25 protein-coding genes are annotated in these 26160 nt (G+C 37.1%); 20 read left to right on the top strand and 5 right to left on the bottom strand.

The window, feature by feature from the left end; translation table 11 throughout:
* Positions 1-388: 388 nt before the first annotated feature.
* On the bottom strand, positions 389-1927 hold the full coding sequence (locus tag ACQKMV_RS17345) for a fumarate hydratase (RefSeq protein WP_427505432.1): 1539 nt from the start codon (positions 1925-1927) through the stop codon (positions 389-391).
* 503 nt (positions 1928-2430) lie between these two features.
* On the opposite strand from ACQKMV_RS17345, the gene ACQKMV_RS17340 reads away from it, so the two are divergent.
* Positions 2431-3222, top strand: a complete 792-nt coding sequence (locus tag ACQKMV_RS17340) for a YwqG family protein (protein WP_427505431.1) — start codon at positions 2431-2433, stop codon at positions 3220-3222.
* Between the two features lie 51 nt (positions 3223-3273).
* Here ACQKMV_RS17340 and ACQKMV_RS17335 read toward each other — a convergent pair whose 3' ends face one another.
* Positions 3274-3459, bottom strand: coding sequence for an SE1561 family protein (locus ACQKMV_RS17335; RefSeq protein ID WP_285400331.1), 186 nt, complete (start codon positions 3457-3459; stop codon positions 3274-3276).
* A 368-nt stretch (positions 3460-3827) separates the two neighbouring features.
* On the opposite strand from ACQKMV_RS17335, the gene ACQKMV_RS17330 reads away from it, so the two are divergent.
* From ACQKMV_RS17330 to ACQKMV_RS17315, 4 genes are all read left to right on the top strand, one after another.
* Positions 3828-5006 carry an MFS transporter gene (locus ACQKMV_RS17330; RefSeq protein WP_427505429.1) on the top strand — a complete coding sequence of 393 codons (1179 nt, stop codon included), beginning with the start codon at positions 3828-3830 and terminating at the stop codon, positions 5004-5006.
* A gap of 2085 nt (positions 5007-7091) precedes the next feature.
* Positions 7092-7457, top strand: a complete 366-nt coding sequence (locus ACQKMV_RS17325) for a DUF2089 domain-containing protein (protein WP_018393054.1) — start codon at positions 7092-7094, stop codon at positions 7455-7457.
* Between the two features lie 13 nt (positions 7458-7470).
* Positions 7471-7863, top strand: a complete 393-nt coding sequence (locus tag ACQKMV_RS17320; protein WP_427505428.1) for an SHOCT-like domain-containing protein — start codon at positions 7471-7473, stop codon at positions 7861-7863.
* 10 nt (positions 7864-7873) lie between these two features.
* Positions 7874-8155: a hypothetical protein gene (locus ACQKMV_RS17315; RefSeq protein ID WP_427505426.1), complete on the top strand. Its 282-nt coding sequence runs from the start codon at positions 7874-7876 to the stop codon at positions 8153-8155.
* Positions 8156-8339: 184 nt separating this feature from the next.
* Here the strand turns inward: ACQKMV_RS17315 and rlmD are convergent, their stop codons facing one another.
* A complete protein-coding gene (gene rlmD, locus ACQKMV_RS17310) occupies positions 8340-9719 on the bottom strand; it encodes a 23S rRNA (uracil(1939)-C(5))-methyltransferase RlmD (RefSeq protein WP_427505425.1) in 1380 nt (459 codons plus the stop codon).
* Between the two features lie 44 nt (positions 9720-9763).
* Entirely contained in the window at positions 9764-10582 is an 819-nt protein-coding gene (locus ACQKMV_RS17305) for a polysaccharide deacetylase family protein (protein ID WP_427426709.1), read from the bottom strand.
* Positions 10583-10842: 260 nt separating this feature from the next.
* Between ACQKMV_RS17305 and recX the strand changes: the two genes are divergently transcribed.
* From recX to ACQKMV_RS17290, 3 genes are read left to right on the top strand one after another with little or no spacing between them, the layout of a single operon-like run.
* Positions 10843-11646 (top strand): recombination regulator RecX, encoded by an 804-nt coding sequence (recX, locus tag ACQKMV_RS17300; protein ID WP_427505424.1) that lies wholly within the window; start codon positions 10843-10845, stop codon positions 11644-11646.
* On the top strand, positions 11643-11972 hold the full coding sequence (locus ACQKMV_RS17295) for a YfhH family protein (protein WP_427426707.1): 330 nt from the start codon (positions 11643-11645) through the stop codon (positions 11970-11972). The genes recX and ACQKMV_RS17295 overlap by 4 nt, the downstream gene beginning before the upstream one ends.
* Positions 11973-12242 (top strand): YfhJ family protein, encoded by a 270-nt coding sequence (locus ACQKMV_RS17290; RefSeq protein WP_427505422.1) that lies wholly within the window; start codon positions 11973-11975, stop codon positions 12240-12242.
* Between the two features lie 38 nt (positions 12243-12280).
* Here ACQKMV_RS17290 and ACQKMV_RS17285 read toward each other — a convergent pair whose 3' ends face one another.
* Positions 12281-13267, bottom strand: a complete 987-nt coding sequence (locus ACQKMV_RS17285) for a metal-dependent hydrolase (RefSeq protein WP_427505421.1) — start codon at positions 13265-13267, stop codon at positions 12281-12283.
* 197 nt (positions 13268-13464) lie between these two features.
* Here ACQKMV_RS17285 and mutY point away from each other — a divergent pair, with 197 nt between their 5' ends.
* The 12 genes from mutY to ACQKMV_RS17225 all read left to right on the top strand — a co-directional run bounded on the left by mutY (position 13465) and on the right by ACQKMV_RS17225 (position 26078).
* The gene (gene mutY, locus ACQKMV_RS17280; RefSeq protein ID WP_427505419.1) at positions 13465-14499 is read left to right on the top strand and encodes an A/G-specific adenine glycosylase; all 1035 of its coding nucleotides are present in this window, start codon (positions 13465-13467) and stop codon (positions 14497-14499) included.
* 84 nt (positions 14500-14583) lie between these two features.
* On the top strand, positions 14584-14760 hold the full coding sequence (locus ACQKMV_RS17275) for a gamma-type small acid-soluble spore protein (RefSeq protein WP_323650745.1): 177 nt from the start codon (positions 14584-14586) through the stop codon (positions 14758-14760).
* Between the two features lie 349 nt (positions 14761-15109).
* Entirely contained in the window at positions 15110-15658 is a 549-nt protein-coding gene (gene ntdP / locus ACQKMV_RS17270; RefSeq protein WP_100545160.1) for a nucleoside tri-diphosphate phosphatase, read from the top strand.
* Between the two features lie 222 nt (positions 15659-15880).
* Positions 15881-17626, top strand: coding sequence for an ABC transporter ATP-binding protein (locus ACQKMV_RS17265; protein WP_427505418.1), 1746 nt, complete (start codon positions 15881-15883; stop codon positions 17624-17626).
* A 368-nt stretch (positions 17627-17994) separates the two neighbouring features.
* Positions 17995-19008 (top strand): ABC transporter ATP-binding protein, encoded by a 1014-nt coding sequence (locus ACQKMV_RS17260; protein WP_427505416.1) that lies wholly within the window; start codon positions 17995-17997, stop codon positions 19006-19008.
* Positions 18983-19972: an ABC transporter ATP-binding protein gene (locus tag ACQKMV_RS17255; protein WP_427505415.1), complete on the top strand. Its 990-nt coding sequence runs from the start codon at positions 18983-18985 to the stop codon at positions 19970-19972. The genes ACQKMV_RS17260 and ACQKMV_RS17255 overlap by 26 nt, the downstream gene beginning before the upstream one ends.
* Before the next feature lie 21 nt (positions 19973-19993).
* Entirely contained in the window at positions 19994-21610 is a 1617-nt protein-coding gene (locus tag ACQKMV_RS17250) for an ABC transporter substrate-binding protein (RefSeq protein ID WP_427505413.1), read from the top strand.
* A gap of 243 nt (positions 21611-21853) precedes the next feature.
* The gene (locus tag ACQKMV_RS17245) at positions 21854-22858 is read left to right on the top strand and encodes an ABC transporter permease (RefSeq protein WP_427426698.1); all 1005 of its coding nucleotides are present in this window, start codon (positions 21854-21856) and stop codon (positions 22856-22858) included.
* Between the two features lie 15 nt (positions 22859-22873).
* Positions 22874-23767 carry a nickel transporter permease gene (nikC, locus tag ACQKMV_RS17240; RefSeq protein WP_427426697.1) on the top strand — a complete coding sequence of 298 codons (894 nt, stop codon included), beginning with the start codon at positions 22874-22876 and terminating at the stop codon, positions 23765-23767.
* Between the two features lie 478 nt (positions 23768-24245).
* Positions 24246-24863 carry a TerD family protein gene (locus ACQKMV_RS17235; RefSeq protein ID WP_427505412.1) on the top strand — a complete coding sequence of 206 codons (618 nt, stop codon included), beginning with the start codon at positions 24246-24248 and terminating at the stop codon, positions 24861-24863.
* Positions 24864-24888: 25 nt separating this feature from the next.
* Positions 24889-25470, top strand: a complete 582-nt coding sequence (locus ACQKMV_RS17230) for a TerD family protein (RefSeq protein WP_427505410.1) — start codon at positions 24889-24891, stop codon at positions 25468-25470.
* Positions 25471-25502: 32 nt separating this feature from the next.
* A complete protein-coding gene (locus tag ACQKMV_RS17225) occupies positions 25503-26078 on the top strand; it encodes a TerD family protein (RefSeq protein ID WP_427505408.1) in 576 nt (191 codons plus the stop codon).
* Positions 26079-26160: the final 82 nt, after the last annotated feature.

Raw genomic sequence — 26160 nt, 5'->3', positions numbered from 1 at the left:
GAAATAATTTTGAACATAAAAAAAGCACAGTTATTCATAGGAATATTCTGTGCTTTTCAAATTTGTGCAGTGAAAATGCCTTTACTTTAGGAATTACTGCATAAATTAGTCTCATCATAAAATGTGGGTTGATTTCCGTTCCGGCAGGGGACGCTTCGCTTTCGCGCTGAGTAAAGCTTCCTGGAGGCGTCCGATGCTTATCTGTGACGCTGATCCCCAAGGAGTCGCCCAGCCTCCACTACAATCAACATGGCATACGTAAATGTCATCCCAAACTTTTGATGATGAGCCTAAAATATTAAGTTATAAACTCTTTTTTGCAATGTGGCTAATGTTCTGCTATCGCCACAGCTTATAAAATAATTCTGCTATTCAAAGTAACTCTTTATTAAAATACTCTTTCTGCGTGAAGCGCAAGTTTTTCTAGGGATGATTTATCTACGTCTGCGTGTAGTGAGTTACCATGAGAGTCCATAGTTACAACAGCTGTGAACTTCTCAACGTTTAAGTGCCACATAGCTTCTGGAACACCAAATTCCATTAGATCAACACCATCTACACCTTTAATGCAGTCAGCGTAGTATTGTGCAGCACCACCGATTGCATTTAAGTAAACACCACCATGTTCTTCTAATGCAGCAAGTGTTTTTGGTCCCATACCGCCTTTACCGATTACAGCACGGATACCGAATTTTTTCATGATGTCACCTTGATATGGCTCCTCACGAATAGAAGTAGTTGGACCAGCCGCTTTAACTGTCCAGTTGCCTTCTTCGTCTTTTGCCATTACAGGGCCACAGTGATAAATAACTTGTCCATTAAGATCAACTGGAGCATCATGACTCATTAAGTGATGGTGAATTGCGTCACGGCCAGTATACATACGACCAGTAATTGATACAACATCACCAACTTTTAGAGCACGAATTTGTTCTTCAGTAATTGGTGCAGTAAGTTCCACTACATTTGTAGTAGTATCTTCTGTTGTTGCTGCAACTTCATCTTCTTTAAATGTAATTTTTTCGCCTTCTTGATAATGCCAGTTAATAATTTCGCCAGTTTGAGGATTGATGTCCACAGCCATACGACGGTATGCCCAGCAGTTATAAGCTACTGATACGTAGAATGAAGCTGGGATACGGTGCATAACACCAATTTTACAACCAAGTAATGTTGCTTCACCACCGAAGCCCATTGTACCGATACCAAATGTGTTTGCAGTTTTCACTACATAGTCTTCTAATTTAGCAAGCTCAGGATTTGGATTTGTATCTTCCACATGACGGAATAATTGTTCTTTCGCTAAGTCATAACCAGAAGAACGGTCACCACCGATACCTACACCGATGAAACCAGCTGAACAGCCTTGTCCTTGTGCTTGGTATACTGAGTGAATGATACATTTACGGATACCATCTAGGTCACGACCAGCTCGGCCAAGACCATCAAGCTCGCATGGTAGGCTGTATTGAATATTTTTGTTTTCACAGCCGCCACCTTTAAGGATTAACTTAATTGTGATGTAGTCTTTTTCCCATTGTTCGAATTTCATAACAGGTAGACCGTCACCAAGGTTATTACCGCTGTTTGCGCCTGTTAATGAATCAACCGCATTTGGACGTAATTTTGCATCTGCAGTAGTATCGTTAATAGCTTTTTTAATAGCTTCTTTAATTTCTAATTGGTTTACACCAACAGGAGTATAAATTTTAAATGTTGGTAGACCAGTATCTTGACAGATAGGTGATACATTATCTTCTGCCATAATAATATTAGTTGAGATTGTGTCCAAGCTCATTGCAGCACGAGTACCAGCATTTTCAGCTTCTTTAGCTTTCTTAATTGCACGACGAACGTCTTTAGGTAGATTCGTAGATGTTTCAGTAATTAAATTGTAAAGACTTTTCTCCAAAGTTTGGATATTCATTTGGCATTGCCCCCCATAGAAAATTTGATTATTTCCACGTTACATTATACTCTTTTCAACTAATGAAAAAAAGAGTTCAACTCATTGTGGTCGGAATTATAGGTCTATTCTCAAAAAGAAGTAATTTATATGTGAAATTATGTTAATCAAGTATTATCTATCGTTAAGCTATTATTAAGATATTGAAGCAGGGGAATAAACAATATCTTAAGAAGAGTATAGTAGGAAACGAAGGCATTTCCTGAGAAACCGATCGCTTTTAGAAAGAAGCCGATCACATTTGGAGCTAACCGGATCAGATTTTCCAAGCAGCTGATCAATTATAGAGCCAACCTGATCAAAATTTCCTATGTACCTAATTGATATATAAATACTTACCCAATCACGTATATAGTGAAAGAATGTACCTGCCTTCTTTAAAAGTTATAGGTTACTTGAAATAAAGATTGTCATACAGGAACATTTGTTCTATAATGAAATTAAATTTACTTTAGGAGGTTATTATGAAGCTACTTAATTTACCTGAAGCATTTGAACAATATAGGACAGTAATAGAAGAAACTATACAACCTACTGTATTTATTGAAACCGAAGAACGAAAAACATCTTTATTTGAAAGTAAGTTTGCAGGGGATCCGTATTTTCCGATGTCAATGGAATATCCGAAAAGTCCTGAAGGGCAACCATTAAAATTACTAGCACAAATTAATTTTGCAGGTGCACCTAAGCATTTGCCAAATTTCCCTAAAGAGGGAATCTTACAGTTTTATATTGATGGATATGATGATGTACTAGGGATGGACTTTGATAATGGTCGAAATCAGGTGGGCTTCCGTGTTGTTTTTCACGAATATATTGTCAGTGATGAGTCACAGTTAATACAAGACTTTTCATTTGTTGAAGCGAAAGAAGAAGAATTATACTTTCCAGTGGAAAAAGAAATGGCATTGTCCTTTGAAGCAGGCTATGAACCACTATCAGCAAGTGACTTTAGAAGTGAAAAACTATATGCGAAGATCCTTGCTGATATAGAAGATAATGATAATTTAGTAGACTCATTTTATGAAACATTAAATAGCACAGGTCATAAAATCGGGGGATATCCATTCTTTACCCAGGAAGATCCAAGGGCATATGGCGACTATACAGATTCAACAATTTTGTTGCTTCAAATTGACAGTGTAGGCGATCATATTCTGTGGGGAGATGTCGGGGTCGGCAATTTTTTCATCTCAGAGGATGAGCTGAAAAGTAAGGATTTTAGTAAAGTTCTATATAATTGGGATTGTTATTAACTTAAATTAAAAGCAAGTGGATAATTAGAGCCTTCCACTTGCTTTTATCAGTTATTGTTCACGAGCATTAAATTGCTCCATTTTGTCTTCTAAATCATCCATCATTTGAATTAATCGATCAATATCCTCTAATTCAGTTGTTTCAGGATCAATCGCATCTAATACCTCTAAAAATATTTCAAGACGCTCTCTTAAGTAATTCACTTGTTGCTTTTTATCAGTGATTGGATTTGACATACATACACCTCATTTCGTCCCCTTCATAGTAGCTGATTTGGGACTAAATTTCAATGCTTAGGTAAACACCTAGGACTAAGCGATTATTTTGAAAAAACAATAGACAGAATATTTACAATATTGATGTTGTGTGTTAAATTAATATTAAGAAAAAGTAAAGGAGCTGATTTTAAAAATCTTAAAAACTCTAACTCGAAAAGGAGGGAGTTTAAACAAGTAATCGGCCAATGTAAAAGCCGAAATTCGTGTTTATACAATTAAATGGAGATAAGTGTTAGTTAGGCCTTAGCGTAAAATCACATGTGGTGAGCGCTAAGGCTTTTTGGTATGCTGTTATTTGGAAAAGTGACTTAATGTTGGAGGAAAAGATGACATACTTCTCAGATTACAGCAAAAAAAGATTTGCCATTCTAGTGTTAATTGTATCTATATCAGGCTTTTCACAAGGGATGCTTTTACCACTAATTTCGATTATTTTCGAACGTGATGGAGTATCCTCCGCGTTGAATGGATTGAATGCAACAGGTCTATACATAGGAACATTATTAATCTCACCGTTTATCGAGCAGCCATTACGAAGATGGGGCTACAAACCAATTATCTTAATTGGCGGTGCAATTGTCTTCGTTTCGTTGTTAGCATTTCCTTTATGGAAGAGTGTGACCTTCTGGTTTACCCTCCGCCTACTCATTGGAGTAGGGGATCATGCGTTACACTTTGCGACACAGACATGGATTACAAGCACCTCAGATCATAAAAGCTTAGGAAAAGGTATGGCCATTTACGGCTTGTCCTTTAGTACAGGATTTGCAGTTGGACCTTTAATGGTGAAACTTATACAAATTGCAGAAGCATTACCGTTTATTGTTTCCTCGGTTATGTGCTTATTTGCATGGGCTTTTGTATTCCTTTTACAAAATGAAAAACCAGAGCGATTAACGGGAGACTTGCATGCAAGAGGTTGGCATCGTTATAAAATGGCTATTGTATTTGGGTGGATTGCATTTGTAGGGCCGTTTGTTTATGGTTTTTTAGAATCTTCTTTAAATGCATTGTTCCCTGTTTATGCTTTACGTAAAGGTTTTGACGTGAATATGATTCCTATTATTTTATCAGTCTTTACATTTGGCGGGATTTTAACGCAAGTACCACTTGGAGCAATAGGGGATAAAGTAGGACGACGCAATGTCTTGATGATAGGCTCATTTGGAGGGGCTGTTCTTTTTGGTATTGCAAGCTTTTTGGAGCATTCACAAATGGCAGTAGCCGTAGCATTTTTCTTTACAGGTACATTAGTCGGTTCGATGTTTTCGTTAGGTATTACTTATATGGCTGACTTAACACCAAAGGAGCTACTGCCAACAGGAAATCTGCTTTGCGGCATTGCCCTTAGTATTGGTAGCTTAACAGGTCCATTTTTAGGAGGCGTTTATTTAGAATATGTAAATTACAGCTTCCTTTTATTAGTGGCGATGCTTTTACTTATTATAGCAATTATTTTGCTAGTATTTGGGCGAAATAAAAATAAGCGACCAGTGTCGATGTAAGGGGCATTGTCCTTTCGAATTTGGGGAAGAGAATCAAACGCTCGGGGAAACAGAAGAATTACTCAGCTCGGAGACTTTTGGGCAAAATAAAAGAGCGGGGCTCATCTTCCCGCTCATAAAACAAAAAACGCCCAGCAAATCCGTGCTGTTATGGCGTTCTTTGGTGTGACAAGGATGTTCCGTCCAAGTCACATAGGTTTGGCACCTAGAAAGTTATTATACAGACAAGCAAACATAAAATCAAATAATATTTGCAGACAAGAAATATTTGGATTTTGGATTTCCTGAGCAACTGGTTCAGGTGTTGGTCTTTCTGGACCGTCCGTCATCCACCAGGCAGCTGGAGCTGTGCATTACATATAAAAATAATAAACAAAACAATGATGGCGTCTCTTTATTTTAGGAGACGCCTGTTTTACAGCTGCATAATTCCTCCCCATATAATGTATTTTTCCGTCTACCTTCATATACGGATACAAGCTCTATAACTTTATAATCGCCATATATAAAACGACTTAAGTGATATTTTGATAAGTTTATATTTTGAATTTAATAAAATAATATAATTTAATTGATAATTGATAAAAACTCAGAGTTTTATCAAAATTTGTTCAATTTTCGAAAAAAACTGATTTTTAAAATATTATAGCAAATGCTATGGTACTTATATAATCATAAAAAAGTATTGGAGGTAGTAATTATGTTAAAGAGATTAACAATGCTTTTCTTAACTATTGCAATTCTATTTTCAATTGTAATTCCTAGTTCGGCAAGTGGTAATAATTATGACGAATCATTAAAAATGTAACAGGGAATATTGTTTAAAAAAGAGGGATTATATGTACTGGTACAATATCGTCTCAATGTTTTGGCTACTTGTAGGGATAATTCTATTAATTAGCATTACTTTATATAATAAGCGAAATAATAAAAGTGGGAGGGGTGTAGGGGTAGCGTTTTTGCTTCTTGCTAATATGTCCACATTTGTTGGAATTGGTATTAGAAGTACAGCCTCTTTAATATTCTATTTTCTATCATTTATTTTAATATATATCGCAATAGTATTGATTTTGAAAAGGGATAAAATTGACAAGGAGGGAACATAAGAGCTACTATATAATGGCTCAAAAATTGCTAAGGACGTCTCGAAAAATTGGAGACGTCCTTTTTCATCATTATTTATCTGCGCTATGTAAATTTTGAAACGGCTAGATTGGCGTTATTTAAATACATTGAAGGTTGGTACAATCGTAAACGATTTCATAGTGCTCTAGGGCTTTCTAACCCCCAATGAATGCGAAGATATGTGCCGAGCTACGGCGTAACACTTTGGGGTAAAAAAGCAACCTTCCCCTTCACATATTTGGAGCGCAACCTCCATGAGTTTCTCGCCCACATCCCGAGTAGTCTGTCAAAGGTTCGTTTCACTTTAACTGGCTACTCGGGATGTGGAACACTCCATAAATGGTGGTTGCCACAAAACAAAAACTTAACTTTGTGTGTCCGGAATCTTGACTTAGATCCAAAAGTTTACGTTTCAAAAGTTCTTTTGATTAAAGTTAAAAACTTAAAGTATAAAAATTTTTTAAATCCTTGACTATTGGTTAAGGTGCTGATTTTTCTGGACCGTCCGTCATCCACTAGGCAGCAGGAGCTGTGCATTACATATAAAAATAATAAACAAAACAATGAGGGCGTCTCTTTATTTTAGGAGACGCCTAATTTACTGCTGTTTAATTTTCCTCATATGTTTTTCCTTCAACCTTTATATACGATTTTATAATTCCCAAAAGCTAACGACAGCTGACTCATCAACAGTTGGAATACTAATAACAAATATCCATGGATTATTAATCAATATTTCAAAGTCTAAGAAATCGTGCACATTATGCAACTAGGTATTTTCATCAAGAGAAATGTCTATAACAATATAATGCATAAATGAAAAATGGGGATGGGCAATTAAAAATGTTAAATGTCGAATTAATATTATTGATTTTTGTATTAATGATGTTTAATTTTATTTATTTACATTTTTATTTTCTTGTTATATAATCAAATCAACTAAAAGGAAGGGATAACATTATGGCTTATAAAGTAATCACGAATTGTCCTGTCTGCAGTAAAACATTGAAAATTACAAAGTTGCAGTGCTCTCATTGTCATACGACGATTGAAAATGAGTTTGAATTATCTAAGCTGGCATCCTTATCAAAGGATCAGCTTCATTTTGTGGAAGTATTTTTAACATGCAGAGGGAATATCAAAGAGGTTGAAAAGGAACTGGGGATATCGTATCCAACGGTTCGAGGTAAGCTAACAGACATCATTTCATCCCTTGGATATGTGCAGAAGAAGAAAAATGAAGTAGACGAGAAAAAAGTTGTCACTATGTTGGAAAATGGCGAAATCACACCAGAAGAAGCCATTAAGCTCTTAAAAGAAGAATAAGGAGGAAATTATCATGAAAGAAGAAATTACAAGAGTGTTAGCGATGGTTCAAGAAGGTAAGATTGATGCAGATAAGGCATCAGAACTGATTCAAGTATTAAAAGAGAAAGAAGAAGAAACAGATAATAAGCTTTCTGAAAAACCGGCAAAATATTTAGATAAAACTTTAAAAATTCGTGTCGTATCAGACGAAGGCGATAACGTCATGGTCAATTTACCTATAAAGCTTGTCAAGGTAGTACTAATGGCTGGACACAGCATTGCAGCGAGTATTCCTCAAGCGGAACAATACGTTAAAGATATAGACATAAACCTTATTATAGAAGCAATCGAAAACGAATTAGATGGTCAAATTGTTGATATTAAATCGGCAAACGGGGATACCGTTTCGGTCATCATTGAATAGTGATTTGCTTATGATGTATGTAAAAGTGAAAGCAAAAGACGTTCGGTTTACCTTACCAATTCCATATGCTGTTTTAAACATTGCTATTTCAATTTTGTCTTCGAAATTTTTTCAGCAAAATGCAAACAAATGGACAAAAGAGCACTTCGAAAGAAAAAAACTGGACTTTACCTTCCCGTTAATAAATAAAAAAACGCTAAAGCCTATTGTTAAGGAACTGAAAAATTATAAAGGAATCGTGCTAGTAGATGTCAAAGCTAAGGACGGTACTGAGGTTAAGGTTAGATTATAATTTATTATAGAATACACCGATCACTGACTGGCATTTTGAAGAAATAGCCTAATTTCTTACTTACAAAAAGCATTAACCCCGTTCTAAATTTAGGACGGGGTTAAAAATATAGTTGTTTAATTTTTGATGAAAGATACATTTAGTAATGTACATTTTTATGTGCAAACATTATGAACAAGTTAAATTATTTATTCTTCAACACAAGCTTTGCAACGCATTCCACTTGCGCCGTTTGTGCAAACATATCGACAGGCTGAATATACTCTACATCATAAAGCTTCGATAATTCATTTAAATCCTTCGCCAATGTTGAAGGATTACAAGACGTATAGACAAAGCGCTTAGGTTTTAGCTTTAATACAGTGCGGATGAACTCTGGTGCTAGACCTGTGCGTGGTGGGTCAACTGTAATAACATCTGGAGTAAATCCTTCTTTGCGCCATTTGGCTAAAACACTTTCTGCTGTGCCGACTGCGTATTTTGTATGCTTGAAGCCATGGTTTCGGGCGTTTTTACGTGCATCCTGAATGCTTTCTGGAATAACATCCATCCCACGAACTTCTTTTGCTTTGTCAGCCAGCCATAAACCGATTGTTCCAACACCGCAGTAAGCATCAACAACTGTTTCTTTGCCTGTTAATGCTGCTGCTTTTTTGATTTCATCATAGAGATGAACGGTTTGTGTTGGGTTCAGTTGGAAAAATGCGCGAGCTGATAAATCAAAGGCTAATTCGCCAAGCTCCTCGTGAATCGTTTCCTTACCATCAAGGACAATCGTTTCATCGCCAAAGATTAGCGATGTTTTCTCACGGTTAATATTTTGTGCAATCGATACGATACTTGGATCGATTTTTTTTATACGAGCAATGAGTTCCGCTAGATGTGGAATTTCTTTACGCGTTGTTACGAGCACGACTTGCGTTTCATCGGTACGAATCCCTGTACGTACAACAATCGTACGCACTAAGCCATCAAGAGAACGACCATCGTAAATCGTAATATTTAGTTTTTGTAAAATTTTACGTGTTGCCACTGTGATTTTTGATGTAATCGGATGTTGGACAAGGCAGTCATTGATGTTCAGTAACTTGTTGCTACCTTCTGCAAATAGCCCTGCATAGACACGCTTACCCTCTTTACGTACTTGATATTGACTTTTGTTACGATAATTCCATGGGTTATCCATCCCTAGAGTTTTACGAACTTCAACTGCATTAGCTAAAGGCTTAGCATAACGTTCTAATGCTTGAACTACGATATCACGCTTTTCGATTAGCTGTTTTTCATATGTCATATGTTGAAGCTGACAGCCGCCACATTCGTTGTAAACTGGGCAAGGAGCTTCCTGACGATATTTTGAAGCTTTGCGTATATTCAATATTTCTGCTTCGGCAAAATTTCGCTGTGTTTTAGTCACTTGTGCTGTAATTTCTTCGCCAGGAATAGCGCCCTTTACGAATACGACATTACGTTTATAAAAGCCTACTCCTTCACCATTAATACCAAGTCTCTTTATTGTTAGAGGAAATTTTTGTCCTACTTCCATTGTTGTTTGCTGCGTCAAGCGTTCCACGTCCCTGTTCTTTTAATATCATCTCCCCATTATAACTAAGGAGTAGACGATTGCAAAGCGACAGGGAAATCTTCATATTCTAAAACTAAATCGTCAAGGGATAAAAACGTATAGCCTTGTTTTTTCGCTTCAGCAATAAACCTAGGAAGAGCTTCAGCGTTATCCTGCGCAACAGTATGCATTAATATTACGGCACCAGGGTGTAGCTGTTCTATTAGTGCATTATACGCATAATCTGCGCCACGACGTACATCCCTTTCCCAATCCTTAAAGGCAACAGACCAGAAAATATGACGATAGCCTGCAGCATTTCCAACCTCTAATAATTTCGCATTAAATGTACCTTCAGGTGGGCGAGCATATGTTGTACGTTCAATACCTGTCAATTCACGTAACTTATCATCGAGTTTCTTCCATTCACTACGCATACCTTCTGGCGTAAGCCTCGCCATATTTGGATGCCCCCATGAATGGTTGCCGATAGTATGTCCATCTTTAACCATGCGTTTTACTAAATCAGGGGCACTTTCTAAATAATGACCTGTTAGAAAAAAGGTAGCTGGTGCGTGTTCCTTCTTCAATGTATCCAAAATGCTTTCCGTAAATCCATTTTCATATCCGTTATCAAAGGTTAAATAAGCAACTTTTTTATCAGGCTTACCTTTATAAATAGCGCCATACTTCTCAAGTAGCTGATCAAGCTGTGCTCCAGCCTCAGCTGGTTCACCGTTTTTCGCTCGTTTGAGGCCCCAGTTATATTCTTCAGAGCCAGAAGCTGAAAATGGATTAAAGCTAATTGCCGCGGCAATAATAAAAGTAGCGATGACCGCTCCTACAATATGCTGTTTCCACATAAAAACGCATCCTTTCTTTTTCATTAGAATGCGTATTTTTCAAAAAATTATCCTACTCAATTTAATACAATAAATTTTGAAGGGCATCTTTTAAAGTGATGTTTTTCTAAAACAGTAGGTAGTACATGCTGACCTTTACCCATTTAAGAGAAGCGAATACCCGCGTGAAACGGGAAAATACCCGCGAACATGAGAATACCCAAGGGAAAAAAGCAACACCCACGAAAAATGTTATAATGGTAAATAGTGAGGTGTTACTAATGCGTATTATTACGAAAATTGCACGTCAAAAAAACAATCCAGAACGTTATAATATATATTTGAACGAAGAATACGCTTTTCCAGTAGATGAGGCAATTCTCATTCAATTTGGATTAACAAAGGGAAAAGTGCTTGAGGAATTTGATATTCAGGAAATTGCCTATGAGGATGAGATTCGAAAAGCTTTTAACAAAGGGTTAAATTTTTTGTCTTATCAAATGCGCAGTGAGCATGAGGTCAAAAAAAAGCTTCTCGCATTAGAGTTTGGGGAAGCTGTTATATTAGAGGCTATACAAAAGCTCAAATCATATGGTTTTTTAAATGATGAAACTTATTCTAAGGCATTACTCGATACGAAAAAAGCTACGATGAAAAAGGGACCTAAGGCAATTAGGCAAGACCTTATGAAAAAGGGAATTGATAAAAGCTTACAGGATGAGGTACTTTCTACGTATAGTCATGAGGAACAGGTAAAGCTTGCGACACAATTAGCTGAAAAAGTCATTCGATCTGAAAAAAAGAAAACACCAACACAAATAAAAGCTAAAATTCAAGATTTTTTAATGCGAAAAGGTTATTCTTTTAGTGTTGTAGATGATGTGCTAAGTCAAGTAGAGATTGAGCAAGATGAAGATGAATGGCAACAGTTACTTGATGTACAAGGAGAAAAAGTTTGGAAAAAGTATTCATCGAAGTATACTGATTTTGAACTGAAAATGAAAATAAAGCAGGCGCTCTATCAAAAGGGATTTCCTATAGAGGTTATAGATCGTTTTATAGAAGAGAAGGAGAATGAGGAATGAACGAAAAAAATTATGCTGCAATGTCAGAGCACGAATTACGTGAAGAAATAGCCATGATAAAGGAAAAGGCACGTAAGGCGGAACAGCTCGGTATCATCAATGAGTTCGCAGTATACGAGCGTAAGGCTTTAATGGCTGCTGCTTATTTAGTAGATTTAGATACAATAATTCCTGGAGAAATGTATCGTATTGACGGCTCTGAAAATGAATTTTTCCAAGTGGATTATTTAAAAGGACGCTTTGCCTGGGGACATCGCTTAGGAGGCGAAAAATACCAAGAAGCTTTACCAGTTTCAATGCTATCTCCACTAAAGGTGGGCAAATAAATGGATGAAAAAATTGAGAAACTAATTGCTGAGTTACTTGCAAAAAACCCACAAATGTCAGTAGGACGTGCACGAGTTTGGATTGAGCTTTTATGGAGTGATTTTGAATCAACTTCTGCAAAAGCTGGCTACGCCTATCGTGGTGCTGATTACACTGAAAATTTGGTGCGTCAATTAATTACCAGCTATGGTGATAAACTGCATGCATTTGCAGGGCGCAATCCCAAATACGCACATTTACTTGATGCTAGTGATGATATGGTGCAATAACAAAACCCTGACCAATGTTGGTCAGGGTTTACTGATGTTTAATTACTTGCTCCAACTTGTAATTTTTTCTGAAGTTTATCTTCAGTAAAAATCCAGCCTGTGTATGAAGTGATAATCTCGTTGTCATCGTTTAAATGAGCGACAGCTACGAAAGGATAGCGATTATCACTACGGTAACGCAGATCAATTAATCTTACTTCAGTTAAGCCATTATCGAGTTCTGAAATTTCCCAACGATACAATGGTGAGAATGACACGAATGCAGCGAGATTGCGATCTTTCAAAGCTATTTCGATAAGAGGCGTTTTTGGTAAAGATTTTATTTCGAATTTATCATAAATATTAACAGTTCGCCCATAAGCACGCCCGACGTAATAATGCGTTTTGGATTTTGCTGCAATTCGCCAGTGGAAGAATCGCATTGTAGGAGCTACAATAACATGCTCTTCATCCTGAATGGTATTATGCACAGCGTTCTTGACAGCCTTTTGGACTGCAAATCGTAAAATGTAGTAAACGATAATAATGAGATACATGATACTAAATGTCCAAACTGGATTTGCACCAAATGCCCAAAGTAAAATGCCAAGGCAATGTAGTGTAAAAATAATTGGATCAAACGTATTAATGACACCAAGTGCAACCCATCTTCTAGAGAATGGTCGAAGTGCTTGTGTACCATAAGCATTGAAGATATCAACAAAGACGTGAAGTGCTACAGCTAAAAATGTCCAAAGCCATAAATGAAACACATTTGCGTCTTGAATAATAATTGCTAAAACCGCTGTAATTAAGAGAGGCCAAATAGCTACTGCTGGTAGTGAATGTGTAATCCCACGATGATGTCGAATATAAATTGCGTTGTTGCGCAGTTTTAAAACAGTATCGACATCTGGTGCCTGTGAGCCAATAATTGTACCTGCCATTACTGCGGTAAAGGTCATAGAATGATCTGCTACAACGGGATCAGCTAGTGCAAGACCACCGAGGGCTATACCCATAACGAAATGTGTGCCTGAATCCAAAAATATCCACTCCTTGTATGCATAAGAATAGAGTACAATTTGCATACATGTATATTTCAATAATCCGTAATACCTGATATTTACTTAATCGTGCTGAATTGAATTATGACGTTTTTTGTCGTTTTTGACAGATAATCTTTTCTTAATTGTATACCCTTTTTACCATAAATAAAATCGTAAAGACGCTGGAGGTCACTGTGAATTATCCATATGTAACAGAATTTCGACAATCTTTAGTCGAATGGTTTAATGTTGAGAAACGTGATTTACCTTGGAGGCATACTACGGACCCTTATAAAATCTGGGTATCGGAAGTGATGCTACAACAAACACGTGTCGACACAGTTATTCCTTATTACAATCGTTTCATGGAAAGTTTTCCAACATTAGAATTACTCGCGGAAGCTCCACAAGAATACTTATTGAAGCATTGGGAAGGCCTCGGCTATTATTCCCGTGCACGTAACTTACAAGCAGGTGTTCGCGAGGTATTAGAAAACTACGGTGGGGTAGTACCCGATAATCGCCATGAGATTTCAAAATTAAAAGGTGTAGGTCCGTATACTGCTGGAGCTATTTTAAGTATTGCCTATAGTAAGCCCGAACATGCAGTTGATGGCAATGTAATGCGTGTTTTAAGTCGTGTACTTAATATTTATGATGATATAGCAGTTCCAAAGACTAAGAAGATTTTTGAAGCGGCTGTTGAAGAACTGATAGATCCAGAAAATGCATCTTCCTTCAATCAAGGCTTAATGGAACTTGGTGCACTTATTTGTACGCCAACTTCACCAAAGTGCTTATTGTGCCCAGTTCGCGAATACTGTACCGCTTTTAATAAAGGTGAGCCTGAAAAATTACCTATTAAATCTAAAAAAGTAAAGATGAAGCATATCACATATGATGTGCTTGTATGTCAAGATGACAAAGGTCGAATTTTATTGGAGCAACGTCCAGAAGAGGGTTTACTAGCTAATCTATGGCAGTTTCCAATGCTCGAGCACAGTAAAGATTCAATAGATACTTTTAAGAATGATTATGCTATATGTGTTCAATCGCAACATGATTTACTAACATTTAAGCATGTTTTTTCACATTTAACATGGCATATAAATAGCTATTTTATGAAATGTAATTCAGCAGAAAAGGGCAAATGGCTGACTCGCGAACAAATAGAATTATTACCAATGCCCGTTCCAATGCTGAAAATTTGGCAAGAAGTTAAGGATTAATCAAAAAAATATATTAAATAAAAATTTATGAGCATAAAAGCATTCACCTCGGTACACAATAATGAACGTGGAGGTGAATGAATAATGAAAAAGCAAAACAACCAAAATTTACAACCGAATAAAAACATGCAACGTCAAAGTCAAGAATTTGGTTATGAAACAGACGTTAATGAAGTGCAAAAGCAAAATGCTAAAGCAGAGCAAAACAAAACTCAAGCTTCAGGTAACTTCAACAAAACTAACCAAGATCTTGGTGAATAACACTTTGTAATTGCATAATTGCATTTACCTCTTAGGAGCTGTCTAAAATCGAAAAGATTAAAAAAGACAGCTCCTTTTGAATTTTAAGATAAGGAAACTGCTCGGGTAGCCAAGAAAACCGCTCAGATTCAGAAGAAAAAACCCGATTTAATATATAAGAACAAGCAAAAAAATCCAATTGGGTTGTTGTTATGATAATATTCGCTTCAAATTAACGAAATTTTGTATAGACTTAAAAGAGCGCAGGGAAATTTGTGGTTTTCTAACTACACCTTTCGCGTACACATTGCTATAATATACTAGAGACTGCTAGATTAAGGTAGCATAGACGAAAAGGTGGGCTTCAAAAATGGCAATACCGGTAGAAGGAGAAACGATACAAATACATAGTTATAAGCACAATGGCCGTATCCACCGTGTTTGGCAAGAAACAACGGTTTTAAAAGGAACGAAAAATATCATTATCGGTGCGAATGAACGGACACTTGTGACAGAATCCGATGGTCGAACGTGGCTAACGAGAGAGCCTTCTATTTGTTATTTCCATGCGGAGCACTGGTTTAATATCATTTGCATGCTACGTGAGGACGGTGTGTATTATTATTGTAATCTAAGCTCACCATTTGTTTTCGATAATAATGCCATTAAATATATTGACTATGATTTAGACATTAAAGTTTTCCCTGATATGTCTTATTCACTCTTAGATGAGGATGAATATGAGCTCCATAGTAAGGAAATGTCTTATCCAGATGTCATAGATAAAATTTTAAAGCGTAATGTCGATAAATTAATTAGCTGGATTCAACAAAAAAGAGGACCTTTTGCACCTGATTTCATCGATGCCTGGACAAGTCGTTATAAGTTTCAGCTCGATATGCAAGCAGATGATTGTTAGTTGCACCTATTAGTTTTACTAATGGGTGTTTTTTTATGTCTTAAATAATCTAATTGCAAAATAGTTAGTGTTAAAGCTGAATTAACTGTACTTTGAACGAAATATTGCTATAATACGTTTGGGCATTCAGTTTGTGGATGTCTGTTTCTTTTTTTGTGCAAAGTGGTGTATCTGCTTAATGTACATAAGAGCGAGGCTTTTAAATAAGGATGTGATAATAAATTGGGTAGTATAAAGCGTTATATGAGATTTGTAAAACCATATACATGGGAAATTATTTTAACAATTATAATTGGTATAGTGAAATTTGCGATTCCGTTATTTATTCCATTACTCATAAAAATTGTGTTAGATGATATTATCGCTGCAGATAATCTAACGGATGCAGAGAAGACAAAAGAACTGTTTTATTGGTTAGGTGGTACGATCATAGTATTCTTTATTATTCGACCACCGATTGAGTATTACCGTCAATATTTTGCTCAACATGTCAGTAACAAGGTGCTTTTCGATATTCGACAACAAATATATGCACATTTACAGCGACTAAGTTTAAGATACTATGCAAATACAAGAGCTGGCGATGTTATTTCAAGAGTGATTAATGATGTGGAACAAACAAAAAACTTTATCATGACAGGCTTAATGAATGTTTGGCTCGACCTTGCGACAATTGTTATTGCTATTGGTATAATGTTTGCCATGGATGTTAAGCTTACGCTAGTAGCATTAGTTGCGTTCCCGTTCTATGCATTTAGTGTGAAGTACTTCTTTGGTAAACTTCGATCTTTAACACGTAAACGATCACAAGCACTTGCGGGTGTGCAAAGTTATTTACATGAACGTGTAGCTGGGATGAGCATTATTAAAAGCTTCACGCTAGAAAAGCATGAGCAAAAATTATTTGATGAAGCAAATGGAGAATTTTTAGAAAAAGCGTTGGATCATACGAAATGGAATGCTAAATCCTTTGCAGTGGTGAATACAATCACGGATGTAGCACCTCTCCTAGTAATTGCTTATGCGGGTTATCAGGTTATTAATGGTCCTCTTTCAGTCGGGACGATGGTGGCCTTTATTGCCTATATCGAACGACTTTATGGTCCACTCCGTCGTCTTGTAAGTTCATCAACGATGTTAACACAATCATTCGCATCAATGGATCGAATGTTTGAACTAATGGACGAACCCTATGAAATAAAAAACAAGGCGAATGCGTCAGAGTTACCTCGAGTAAAAGGTGAAGTCAGCTTTGACAATGTGAACTTTCAATATGAAGAAGATGGCTCACAAATTTTAAACAATATCAATTTCACTATACAACCTGGAGAGACAGTTGCATTTGTAGGGATGAGTGGTGGAGGAAAATCAACTATTATTAGTTTGATTCCTCGCTTTTATGACACTACTAGTGGAGCGGTGTGTATTGATGGATATGATGTTCGAGACGTAACATTACATTCTTTACGCTCACAAATTGGAATCGTCCTACAGGATAATATCTTGTTCAGTGATTCGGTAAAAGAGAATATTTTAATGGGCAAGCCAGATGCTTCTGATGAAGAGGTCATAGCTGCGGCAAAAGCAGCAAATGCACATGATTTTATTATGAGCTTACCAAATGGCTATGACACAAAGGTCGGGGAGCGCGGTGTAAAGTTATCAGGTGGACAAAAGCAGCGAGTAGCGATCGCTCGTGTATTTTTGAAAAATCCTCCTATTTTAATACTAGATGAAGCAACCTCTGCATTGGATTTAGAAAGTGAGGCTCTTATTCAAGAATCATTGGATGTACTTGCACATGAACGTACGACCATTATAATTGCTCACCGACTCTCTACGATTACACATGCAGATAAAATTATTGTTATCGATCATGGACAATTAATTGAAAGTGGTACGCACGAGCAATTAATGCAAAAAGAGGGGACTTACTTTAATTTATTCCAGGTGCAACATTTAGATTGATATACCCTAAATAGAAAAAATCTGACTAATCACCATAACGTGGGGTTGATTTCCGTTCCGACTGGGCGCTTTGAGGCAATAAATAGCGAAAGCGTCATGTCATCCCCATCTTTTGGTGATGAATAATCTATAAATAGCCTTCCGTTTAACATAAATGGAAGGCTATTTTTTTATCTTATTTATATAATATTATCAATTAATAAGACATTATTAGTATGAAACTCGAACAATGTAGAAAATCTATGTTAATTGCAGAATAATAATGATTGAAAGAGAGAGATTTATTGGTTAGAATTATCTGAAAATAGAGAATAGAGCGACGGTTATTTCGGCTAAATAAAAATATGGGTGGGAGGGAGCGATTAATCATGAGAAAAAAGCTGCTAGAAATAAAGGGTTTAAAGACAACCTTTTTTACAGATGATGGACAAATTCCTGCCGTAGATGATATCGACTTTTCTGTTCATGAGGGGGAAATATTAGGGATTGTAGGGGAATCGGGAAGTGGAAAAAGTGTTACATCACTGTCCATTATGGGATTAATACCGTCACCACCAGGAAAAATAACGGGTGGAGAAATACTGTTAGATGGCAAAAATCTCGTAACATTATCTGATAAACAAATGCAGAAAATTCGTGGAAAAGATGTGGCGATGATTTTTCAGGAGCCTATGACATCCTTAAATCCTTTGTTTACAATTGGGGATCAGCTAAAAGAAGCGATTTTAATTCATAATCCAAAATGGTCGAAAAAAGAAGCCTTTGCAAGGGTAATTGAAATTATGAAACTTGTAGGTTTGCCACGTGCAGAGGAATTATTAAAAGATTATCCACATCAGCTATCTGGGGGAATGCGACAACGGGTCATGATTGCAATGGCGCTTGTCTGTGATCCGAAGGTATTGATTGCTGATGAGCCGACTACTGCACTAGATGTTACGATTCAAGCTCAAATCTTGCAGCTTATGAAAGATTTAAATAAACGTTTAAATACAGCTGTTTTATTAATTACACATGATTTAGGCGTTGTAGCAGAAACATGCGAGCGGGTTATTGTGATGTATGCAGGCCAGATTGTAGAAGAGGCACCTATTCAGGAGATATTCGCTAATCCGAAGCATCCTTATACACAGGGACTTATTAAATCTGTACCAGATATGCGTTATAAAAAGGACAACCTATACTCAATACCAGGCAGTGTACCAAAGCCGGGAAGTATTCAGGCAGGATGTCGTTTTGCAGCGCGTTGCGAATTTGCAATGGACCGTTGTGTACAAGAAACACCACCTTTATATGAAGCAACAGAGCAGCATAAATCGAGATGTTTTTTACTAGAGAAACAGGAGGTGGAGCAACATGTCGAAAGTGTTGTTGAAAGTTGATGGTTTGAAAAAATATTTCCCCATTCGGAAGGGCGTCTTAAATACACAGGTTGGAGATGTAAAGGCAGTGGATGATGTTTCCTTTGAAGTTTTTGAAGGAGAAACATTAGGCATTGTAGGTGAGTCTGGATGTGGAAAATCAACGACTGGTCGACTTTTAATGCGATTGCTTGAACCAACAGAGGGAAAAATTGAATTCGCAGGTAAAATGATTTCGGAATTATCGAACAATGAAATGCGCAAAGCCCGTAGAGATATTCAAATGATTTTCCAAGATCCTTATGCCTCTCTTAATCCTAGGCATAATATTGGAAAAATATTGGAGGAGCCTCTTATTGTTCATGGAATGGGCAATGCAAAGGAACGGAAACAGAAGGTCTTAGAGCTTCTCGAAATTGTTGGGTTAAATGAATATCATGTGAAACGTTACCCGCATCAATTTAGTGGTGGTCAAAGACAGCGTATCGGTATTGCTCGTGCTCTGATGACGAATCCGCGTTTAATTATTGCGGACGAGCCTGTCTCTGCACTTGATGTGTCAATACAGGCTCAAGTTTTGAATTTATTGCAAAACCTACAAAAGGAATTAAAGCTAACTTATATTTTTATCTCCCACGATTTAGGGGTTGTACGCCATATTAGTAATCGTGTAGGTGTGATGTATTTAGGGAAAATAGTGGAGTTAACAGCAAGCGAGGATTTATATGCTGAGCCACTTCACCCATATACACAGGCACTGCTATCCTCGGTACCTGTTCCAGATCCTGCGTTTGAACGTGAACAGCTCATTATTTCTGGAGATATTCCAAGTGCTTCGAATCCGCCAAGCGGGTGCACTTTCCATACGAGATGTCCATTTAAAAATGAAGAATGTTCTCAAGTAGTTCCGAAATTGCAAGAAGTGAAACCGGGTCATTATGTTGCTTGCCATCTTTATGATGCAATCCAACATTCAATGATATAAAAAAATTTAGGGGGAAATTCAATGAAGAAAAAGAAGCTTTGGACTTTGGGTGTAATGCTTATCCTTGTTCTCTCGACAATCTTAGCTGCTTGTGGTAGCTCAGATACTAAGGATACGGGTAGTAAAGATACTTCAAGTGGTGGCGATACAGCTAGCAGTGGCGGACCAAAAACATTAGTTTATGGTCGTGGTGGTGATTCAGTAGCACTAGACCCTGCAGTTGTAACTGATGGTGAATCATTCACGGTTACAGCAAATATATATGAAACACTGGTTAATTTCGGTGAGCGAGATGTAACAATTCAACCAGGTTTAGCGAAATCATGGGAGCCATCAGAAGATGGATTAACATACACATTCCAGTTGCAAGAAGGTGTAAAGTTCCATGATGGCACTGATTTCAATGCAGAAGGTGTTGTTAAAAATTTTGAGCGTTGGAAAGCTGGTGCTGATAAACACCCTTATTACAGCTCCCAATTTGTAGTAGGTGGCAAGCAAGTGATTGAATCGGTAACTGCTAAAGATGATTATACTGTTGTATTCAAGCTTAGCCAGCCACAGGCACCATTCCTAAAAAATTTAGCGATGTCTCCTTTTGCAATTGCTTCTCCAAAAGCTTTTGAAGCAGATGAAGAAGGATTATCTACAAATCCAGTAGGTACGGGTCCATTCAAATTTGTGAGCTGGGTACGTAATGATGCAATTACTATTGAGAAAAACCCAGATTACTATATTGATGGTTTACCGAAATTAGATAAAGTAATTTATAAATCAATTCCAGAAAACTCTACACGCTTAAATGCATTAACTAACGGTGAAGTTGATGTAGCGGATGGCTTAAGTCCATCTGATAAAGCTTCCATTGAATCAAACTCACAATTACAATTAATCGAACGCCCATCTATGAATGTTGGTTATCTTGGATTAACAGTAACACGTCCACCATTCGATAATGTAAAAGTTCGTCAAGCAGTAAATTATGCAATCGATAAAAAAGCATTAGTAGATGCATTCTATGAAGGCTTAGCGGAGCCAGCGAAAAATCCTATGCCTCCAGTAATTTCAGGATACAACGATGACATTAAAGGCTATGAGTACGATCCAGAAAAAGCTAAAGCATTATTAGCTGAGGCTGGCTATGATGGTAAAAAAATTCAACTATGGGCTATGCCTGTGCCACGTCCGTATATGCCAGATGGCAAAAAAATTGCAGAAGCGATCCAAAAGAATTTAGATGATGTTGGAATCAAATCTGAAATTGTATCTTTTGAATGGGCTACGTATTTAGAAAAAGCGCAAAATGGTGAAGCAGATGCGTTCTTACTTGGTTGGACAGGTGATAACGGAGATGCTGATAACTTCCTTTATACTTTATTAGATGGGGATAACATCGGTTCCAACAACTATACATTCTATGACAATAAAGAATTACACAAACTTTTAGTGGCTGCACAAACTGAAATTAATGAGGACAAGCGTAATGAATTTTACAAGCAAGCACAAGAGATCATCTCTAAAGATGCGCCATGGGTTCCACTTGCTCACTCTACTCCAATTTTAGCTGCTAACACTAAAGTTACAAACTATATTGCACATCCAACAGGTTCTGACCATTTAGCTAATGTAGATACGAAGTAGGAGTAAAAGGGTTATCCTTACAAGTTTGATTTGAGAGAAAATTTTAAAGAATCTGCTTGCTTTCTGCGGGTAAGCCGTAGAAATCTAGCGGATTCTTTTTACAAGGTAGATGTATTTTTTTCTGTATGAAAGACCAATCATCTAAACTGTTTGGTGAAAGCTGACCCTTTCTACAGTATGCGTTGAGACTTCAATGCTTTTGATGAAAAAGTATTTTATGAAAATAACAGAGGGGTGAAGAAGATGCTTCACTATATGGGAAGACGTTTGTTTCAATTAATCCCAGTTTTGCTTGGAATGACTTTTATCGTCTTCATGTTAATTCGTTCAATTCCTGGTAATCCAGCACAAGTAATTTTAGGACAGCAGGCAACGAAAGAAGCGGTCGAAGCGTTAAACGCAAGTTTAGGATTAAATAAGCCATGGTATACACAATATTTTAGTTATTTAGGTGGCGTTTTTCAGGGGGATTTAGGAGTATCATTGCGTACTAAATTACCTGTATCAGAGGAAATTTTCCCGTATTTAGCGGCAACAGCTGAGCTAGCGCTATTTGCAATGATTATCGCAGTGATAGTTGGCGTAAATGCAGGTATTATTTCTGCATGGTTCCAAAATTCTTGGTTCGACTATGTGGCAATGGTAGTTGCTTTAATTGGGGTGTCTGTACCAGTCTTCTGGCTCGGTTTAATGGAACAATGGGCTTTTAGTAATCAGCTCGGCTGGTTCCCGACATCTGGGCGAGAAAATGTGCGAGATCCAATAACCGCCATTACTCATTTTTATTTACTGGATACGTTAATACAAGGCCGCTTTGATCAGTTTACTGAAGTATTAAAGAGATTAGTATTACCGGGCATAGCTCTTGCGACAATTCCAATGGCGATTATTGCAAGAATGACTAGGTCGTCTATGCTTGAAGTAATGCGCTCTGACTATGTACGCACCGCTAGAGCAAAGGGACAGAAAATGTTTATTGTTGTTTATAAGCATGCATTAAAAAATGCAGTTATTCCAGTGTTAACAGTAATCGGTTTGCAAACAGGGTTACTGCTAGGTGGTGCCATATTAACAGAGACAATTTTCAGCTGGCCTGGAATTGGTCGTTATATTTATGATGCCATTGGCTTCCGAGACTATCCTGTTATTCAATCAGGTATTTTAATAATTGCTTTTATTTTTATTATGATTAACTTAATTGTGGATTTACTGTATACGGTGATCGATCCACGGATTAAATACAAATAGAGGAGGGAAGCGATAATGACTGAAGCGATAGATATAAAAACAGAAGTAGCACCAAGTCGTGAACGAGCGGCAGGTCCTTGGAGAGAAGGCTGGCGTAGCTTTAAAAAGAGCAAAATCGCCCTCATAGGTGCAGGTATTGTACTATTATTTATTATACTTGCTATAGTCGGCCCGATGATTGCTCCTGAAGGAATTAATGAACAAAATTTTTCGCAGCGTTTATTAGCACCGTCAAGTGAGCATTGGTTTGGCACGGATGACTTTGGGCGGGATATTTTCTCTAGAGTTATACATGGAGCTAGTATTTCTTTGAAGGTAGGGTTTTTTTCGGTTATCCTTTCTGTAATTGTAGGTAGTTTCCTTGGCATTATTGCGGGTTATTATGGAAGATGGATTGATACGATAATCTCGCGTATTTTCGATATTTTGTTAGCATTCCCTAGCATTTTACTAGCGATTGCGGTAGTAGCAGTACTTGGACCATCTTTACAAAATGCATTGATTGCCATTGCCATTATTAACGTGCCAAATTTCGGGCGCCTAATTCGTTCGAAAGTATTGAGTGTAAAGGAGGAGGAGTATATCGTAGCGGCAAAGGCCATCGGAATGCGTGATTCACGAATTTTGTTCTCTCATATTTTACCAAACTCGATGACGCCAATCATCGTACAAGGAACGCTAGCGATAGCGACAGCGATAATTGAAGCGGCGGCATTAGGCTTCCTTGGATTAGGAGCTCAAGCACCAGCGCCAGAATGGGGTAAAATGCTAGCGGATTCCCGTATCTATTTATTAAAGGCGCCGTGGACGATGATTTTCCCAGGTTTAGCTATTATGTTAACGGTTCTCGGTTTTAATCTAATGGGGGACGGTTTACGTGATGCACTTGATCCGAAAATGAAAAGTTGATAGAAAAATCAAAAACCTTCAATATGTGAAGGTTTTTTGATTTTTATGGGTCTTTCAAATAAAAGGATGCATGGAAATGGAAACACTTTTTTCACCAGGAACGTCTTCTATAAAGAGGCCGAAATAAGAAAAGAGACAAAACCTTTTTCTGGAATCGTTTATTGAGTTTTTTGTAGTATTATTTTAAAATTGAGATATATTGGCTGATAACCGATAGTTTAGCAACTTTGCTTTAACGGATGTAATTTTTTTATTTACATACAATGATTTAGTGGTTTATCGCCAAAAGTTGTGGATGACCATTTTTTTTAATATATGCGCTGTATATTAGTTGATTGGACGTCCCTAGGAAGCTTTGCTCTGTGCGAAAGCGAAGCGGCAGCGATAAAAGCGCCCAGTCGGAACGGAAATCAACCACACGTTATGGTGATGAGCCGATTTAGTGGAAGTACATACAATTTGTAGGAGGTTGTTGAAATTGGGAATTAATTTGCAAAAAGGGCAACGTGTTGATTTAACAAAAGGTAATGCAGGTTTAAATAAAATTAAAGTTGGTTTAGGGTGGGACCCTGTAAGCCAAGGAAAAAGCGGTGGCTTCTTAGGTGGTTTATTTTCTAGTAAAAGTGGAAGTAATGAAAGAAGTATCGATTGTGATTCATCCGTATTAATGCTACAAGATGATAAGGTTCTAGCAGGAGATGACGTTGTTTACTTTGGAAAATTAACAAGTACATGTGGTTCTGTCCGACATTCAGGCGACAATTTAACGGGTGATGGAGATGGGGATGATGAAGTTATCACAATCGAGTTATCTTCTGTACCAACGCAATATAACAAACTTGTGTTTGTCGTGAATATCTATGATGCTGCAGGACGTAACCAACACTTTGGTATGATCCAAAATGCATATATTCGTGTGTATGATGACAGGACTGGAAATGAATTGATTCGTTATAATTTAACTGATAATTATTCGAACTTAACGACGCTAATTTGTGGTGAGATTTATCGTCATGATAATGAGTGGAAGTTCGCTGCTGTTGGCACAGGTACTAACGATATGAAGCTTGGCGATGTAGTCCGAAGATATCAATAATTTAAAATATAGGAGGAATAGAATAATGGGAATTTCATTGCAAAAAGGTCAAAAGGTAGATTTAACAAAATCAAATCCAGGATTAACAAATGTTGTTGTTGGTTTAGGCTGGGATACAAATAAATATGATGGTGGAAATGATTTTGATTTAGATTCATCTGTATTTTTACTTGCTGATACAGGGAAAGTAGCAGATCAAAATGATTTTATCTTCTATAATAATTCAACAGGTGGCAACGGTTCAGTTGAACACTCTGGTGATAATCTAACAGGTATTGGCGATGGCGATGATGAAGTGGTAAAAGTAGCTTTAACTCAAGTACCTGCACATGTACAACGTATAGCATTCACTGTAACAATCCATGAGGCAGAGGCGCGTAGCCAGAACTTCGGTATGGTTTCTAATGCATACATTCGTATTATGAATGCAGCTTCAAATGAGGAACTAATACGTTATGATTTAGGGGAAGATTTCAGTATTGAAACAGCTATTGTTGTAGGTGAACTGTATCGCCATAACGGTGAATGGAAGTTTAATGCAGTCGGTGCTGGTTACCAAGGTGGATTGGCTGTTCTATGTAACGATTATGGCTTAGATGTAAACTAAAATTTATCTTTAAACAAAGAAGGGGAATTCTAATGGGTATTCAATTAAGTAAAGGGCAACGCATTGATTTAACAAAGCAAGATCCAGGCTTAAATAACATAGGTATTGGATTAGGCTGGGATGTGAAACAATTCGATGGTGGGCAAGACTTTGACTTAGATGCATCTGTATTTTTACTAGATGCATCTGGAAAATGCCGAAATGAACAAGACTTTATTTTCTACAATAATTTAAAGAGTTCAGACCAATCTGTCGAGCATATTGGTGATAATCGTACAGGTGAAGGCGATGGGGACGATGAAAAAATTCTTGTTAACTTAAAGCAAGTATCTCCTCAAATTGAAAAGATTGTTGTGACTGTTACAATTTACGATGCAGAAGGACGTCACCAAAATTTCGGACAAGTGTTGAATGCATATGTTCGTTTAATGAATGAAGACTCAGGGTCAGAAGTACTGCGCTACGATTTAGGTGAGGATTTCAGTATTGAAACAGCTGTCGTATTTTGTGAGCTGTACCGTCATAATGGCGAGTGGAAATTTGCCGCAGTAGGCGCAGGCTATAAAGGTGGATTAGCAGCATTAATTAATACATTTGGCCTGCAATAAAGTAAGTGGCATTCTTATTAACATTTGTTGTGTACAAGACGAATAAGAAAACAATTGTATAACTAAGGCACTGTATTGGTCT

Source organism: Lysinibacillus sp. NPDC094403 (assembly GCF_050278745.1).
In the GTDB taxonomy this organism is placed as follows: domain Bacteria; phylum Bacillota; class Bacilli; order Bacillales_A; family Planococcaceae; genus Lysinibacillus.
Note: the sequence above shows the minus strand (reverse complement) of the source record. Positions and strands in the feature narration are given on the sequence as shown.

Coding starts and splice junctions, on each gene's coding strand:
- ACQKMV_RS17325 (WP_018393054.1), top strand. CDS start 7,092: ATGGCTTATAAAGTAATCACGAATTGTCCTGTCTGCAGTAAAACATTG.
- ACQKMV_RS17320 (WP_427505428.1), top strand. CDS start 7,471: ATGAAAGAAGAAATTACAAGAGTGTTAGCGATGGTTCAAGAAGGTAAG.
- ACQKMV_RS17335 (WP_285400331.1), bottom strand. CDS start 3,459: ATGTCAAATCCAATCACTGATAAAAAGCAACAAGTGAATTACTTAAGA.
- ACQKMV_RS17275 (WP_323650745.1), top strand. CDS start 14,584: ATGAAAAAGCAAAACAACCAAAATTTACAACCGAATAAAAACATGCAA.
- ACQKMV_RS17315 (WP_427505426.1), top strand. CDS start 7,874: ATGATGTATGTAAAAGTGAAAGCAAAAGACGTTCGGTTTACCTTACCA.
- ACQKMV_RS17345 (WP_427505432.1), bottom strand. CDS start 1,927: ATGAATATCCAAACTTTGGAGAAAAGTCTTTACAATTTAATTACTGAA.
- ACQKMV_RS17245 (WP_427426698.1), top strand. CDS start 21,854: ATGCTTCACTATATGGGAAGACGTTTGTTTCAATTAATCCCAGTTTTG.
- ACQKMV_RS17340 (WP_427505431.1), top strand. CDS start 2,431: ATGAAGCTACTTAATTTACCTGAAGCATTTGAACAATATAGGACAGTA.
- ACQKMV_RS17250 (WP_427505413.1), top strand. CDS start 19,994: ATGAAGAAAAAGAAGCTTTGGACTTTGGGTGTAATGCTTATCCTTGTT.
- ACQKMV_RS17290 (WP_427505422.1), top strand. CDS start 11,973: ATGGATGAAAAAATTGAGAAACTAATTGCTGAGTTACTTGCAAAAAAC.
- recX (WP_427505424.1), top strand. CDS start 10,843: ATGCGTATTATTACGAAAATTGCACGTCAAAAAAACAATCCAGAACGT.
- ACQKMV_RS17305 (WP_427426709.1), bottom strand. CDS start 10,582: ATGTGGAAACAGCATATTGTAGGAGCGGTCATCGCTACTTTTATTATT.
- ntdP (WP_100545160.1), top strand. CDS start 15,110: ATGGCAATACCGGTAGAAGGAGAAACGATACAAATACATAGTTATAAG.
- ACQKMV_RS17230 (WP_427505410.1), top strand. CDS start 24,889: ATGGGAATTTCATTGCAAAAAGGTCAAAAGGTAGATTTAACAAAATCA.
- ACQKMV_RS17330 (WP_427505429.1), top strand. CDS start 3,828: ATGACATACTTCTCAGATTACAGCAAAAAAAGATTTGCCATTCTAGTG.
- nikC (WP_427426697.1), top strand. CDS start 22,874: ATGACTGAAGCGATAGATATAAAAACAGAAGTAGCACCAAGTCGTGAA.
- ACQKMV_RS17255 (WP_427505415.1), top strand. CDS start 18,983: ATGTCGAAAGTGTTGTTGAAAGTTGATGGTTTGAAAAAATATTTCCCC.
- ACQKMV_RS17295 (WP_427426707.1), top strand. CDS start 11,643: ATGAACGAAAAAAATTATGCTGCAATGTCAGAGCACGAATTACGTGAA.
- ACQKMV_RS17260 (WP_427505416.1), top strand. CDS start 17,995: ATGAGAAAAAAGCTGCTAGAAATAAAGGGTTTAAAGACAACCTTTTTT.
- ACQKMV_RS17225 (WP_427505408.1), top strand. CDS start 25,503: ATGGGTATTCAATTAAGTAAAGGGCAACGCATTGATTTAACAAAGCAA.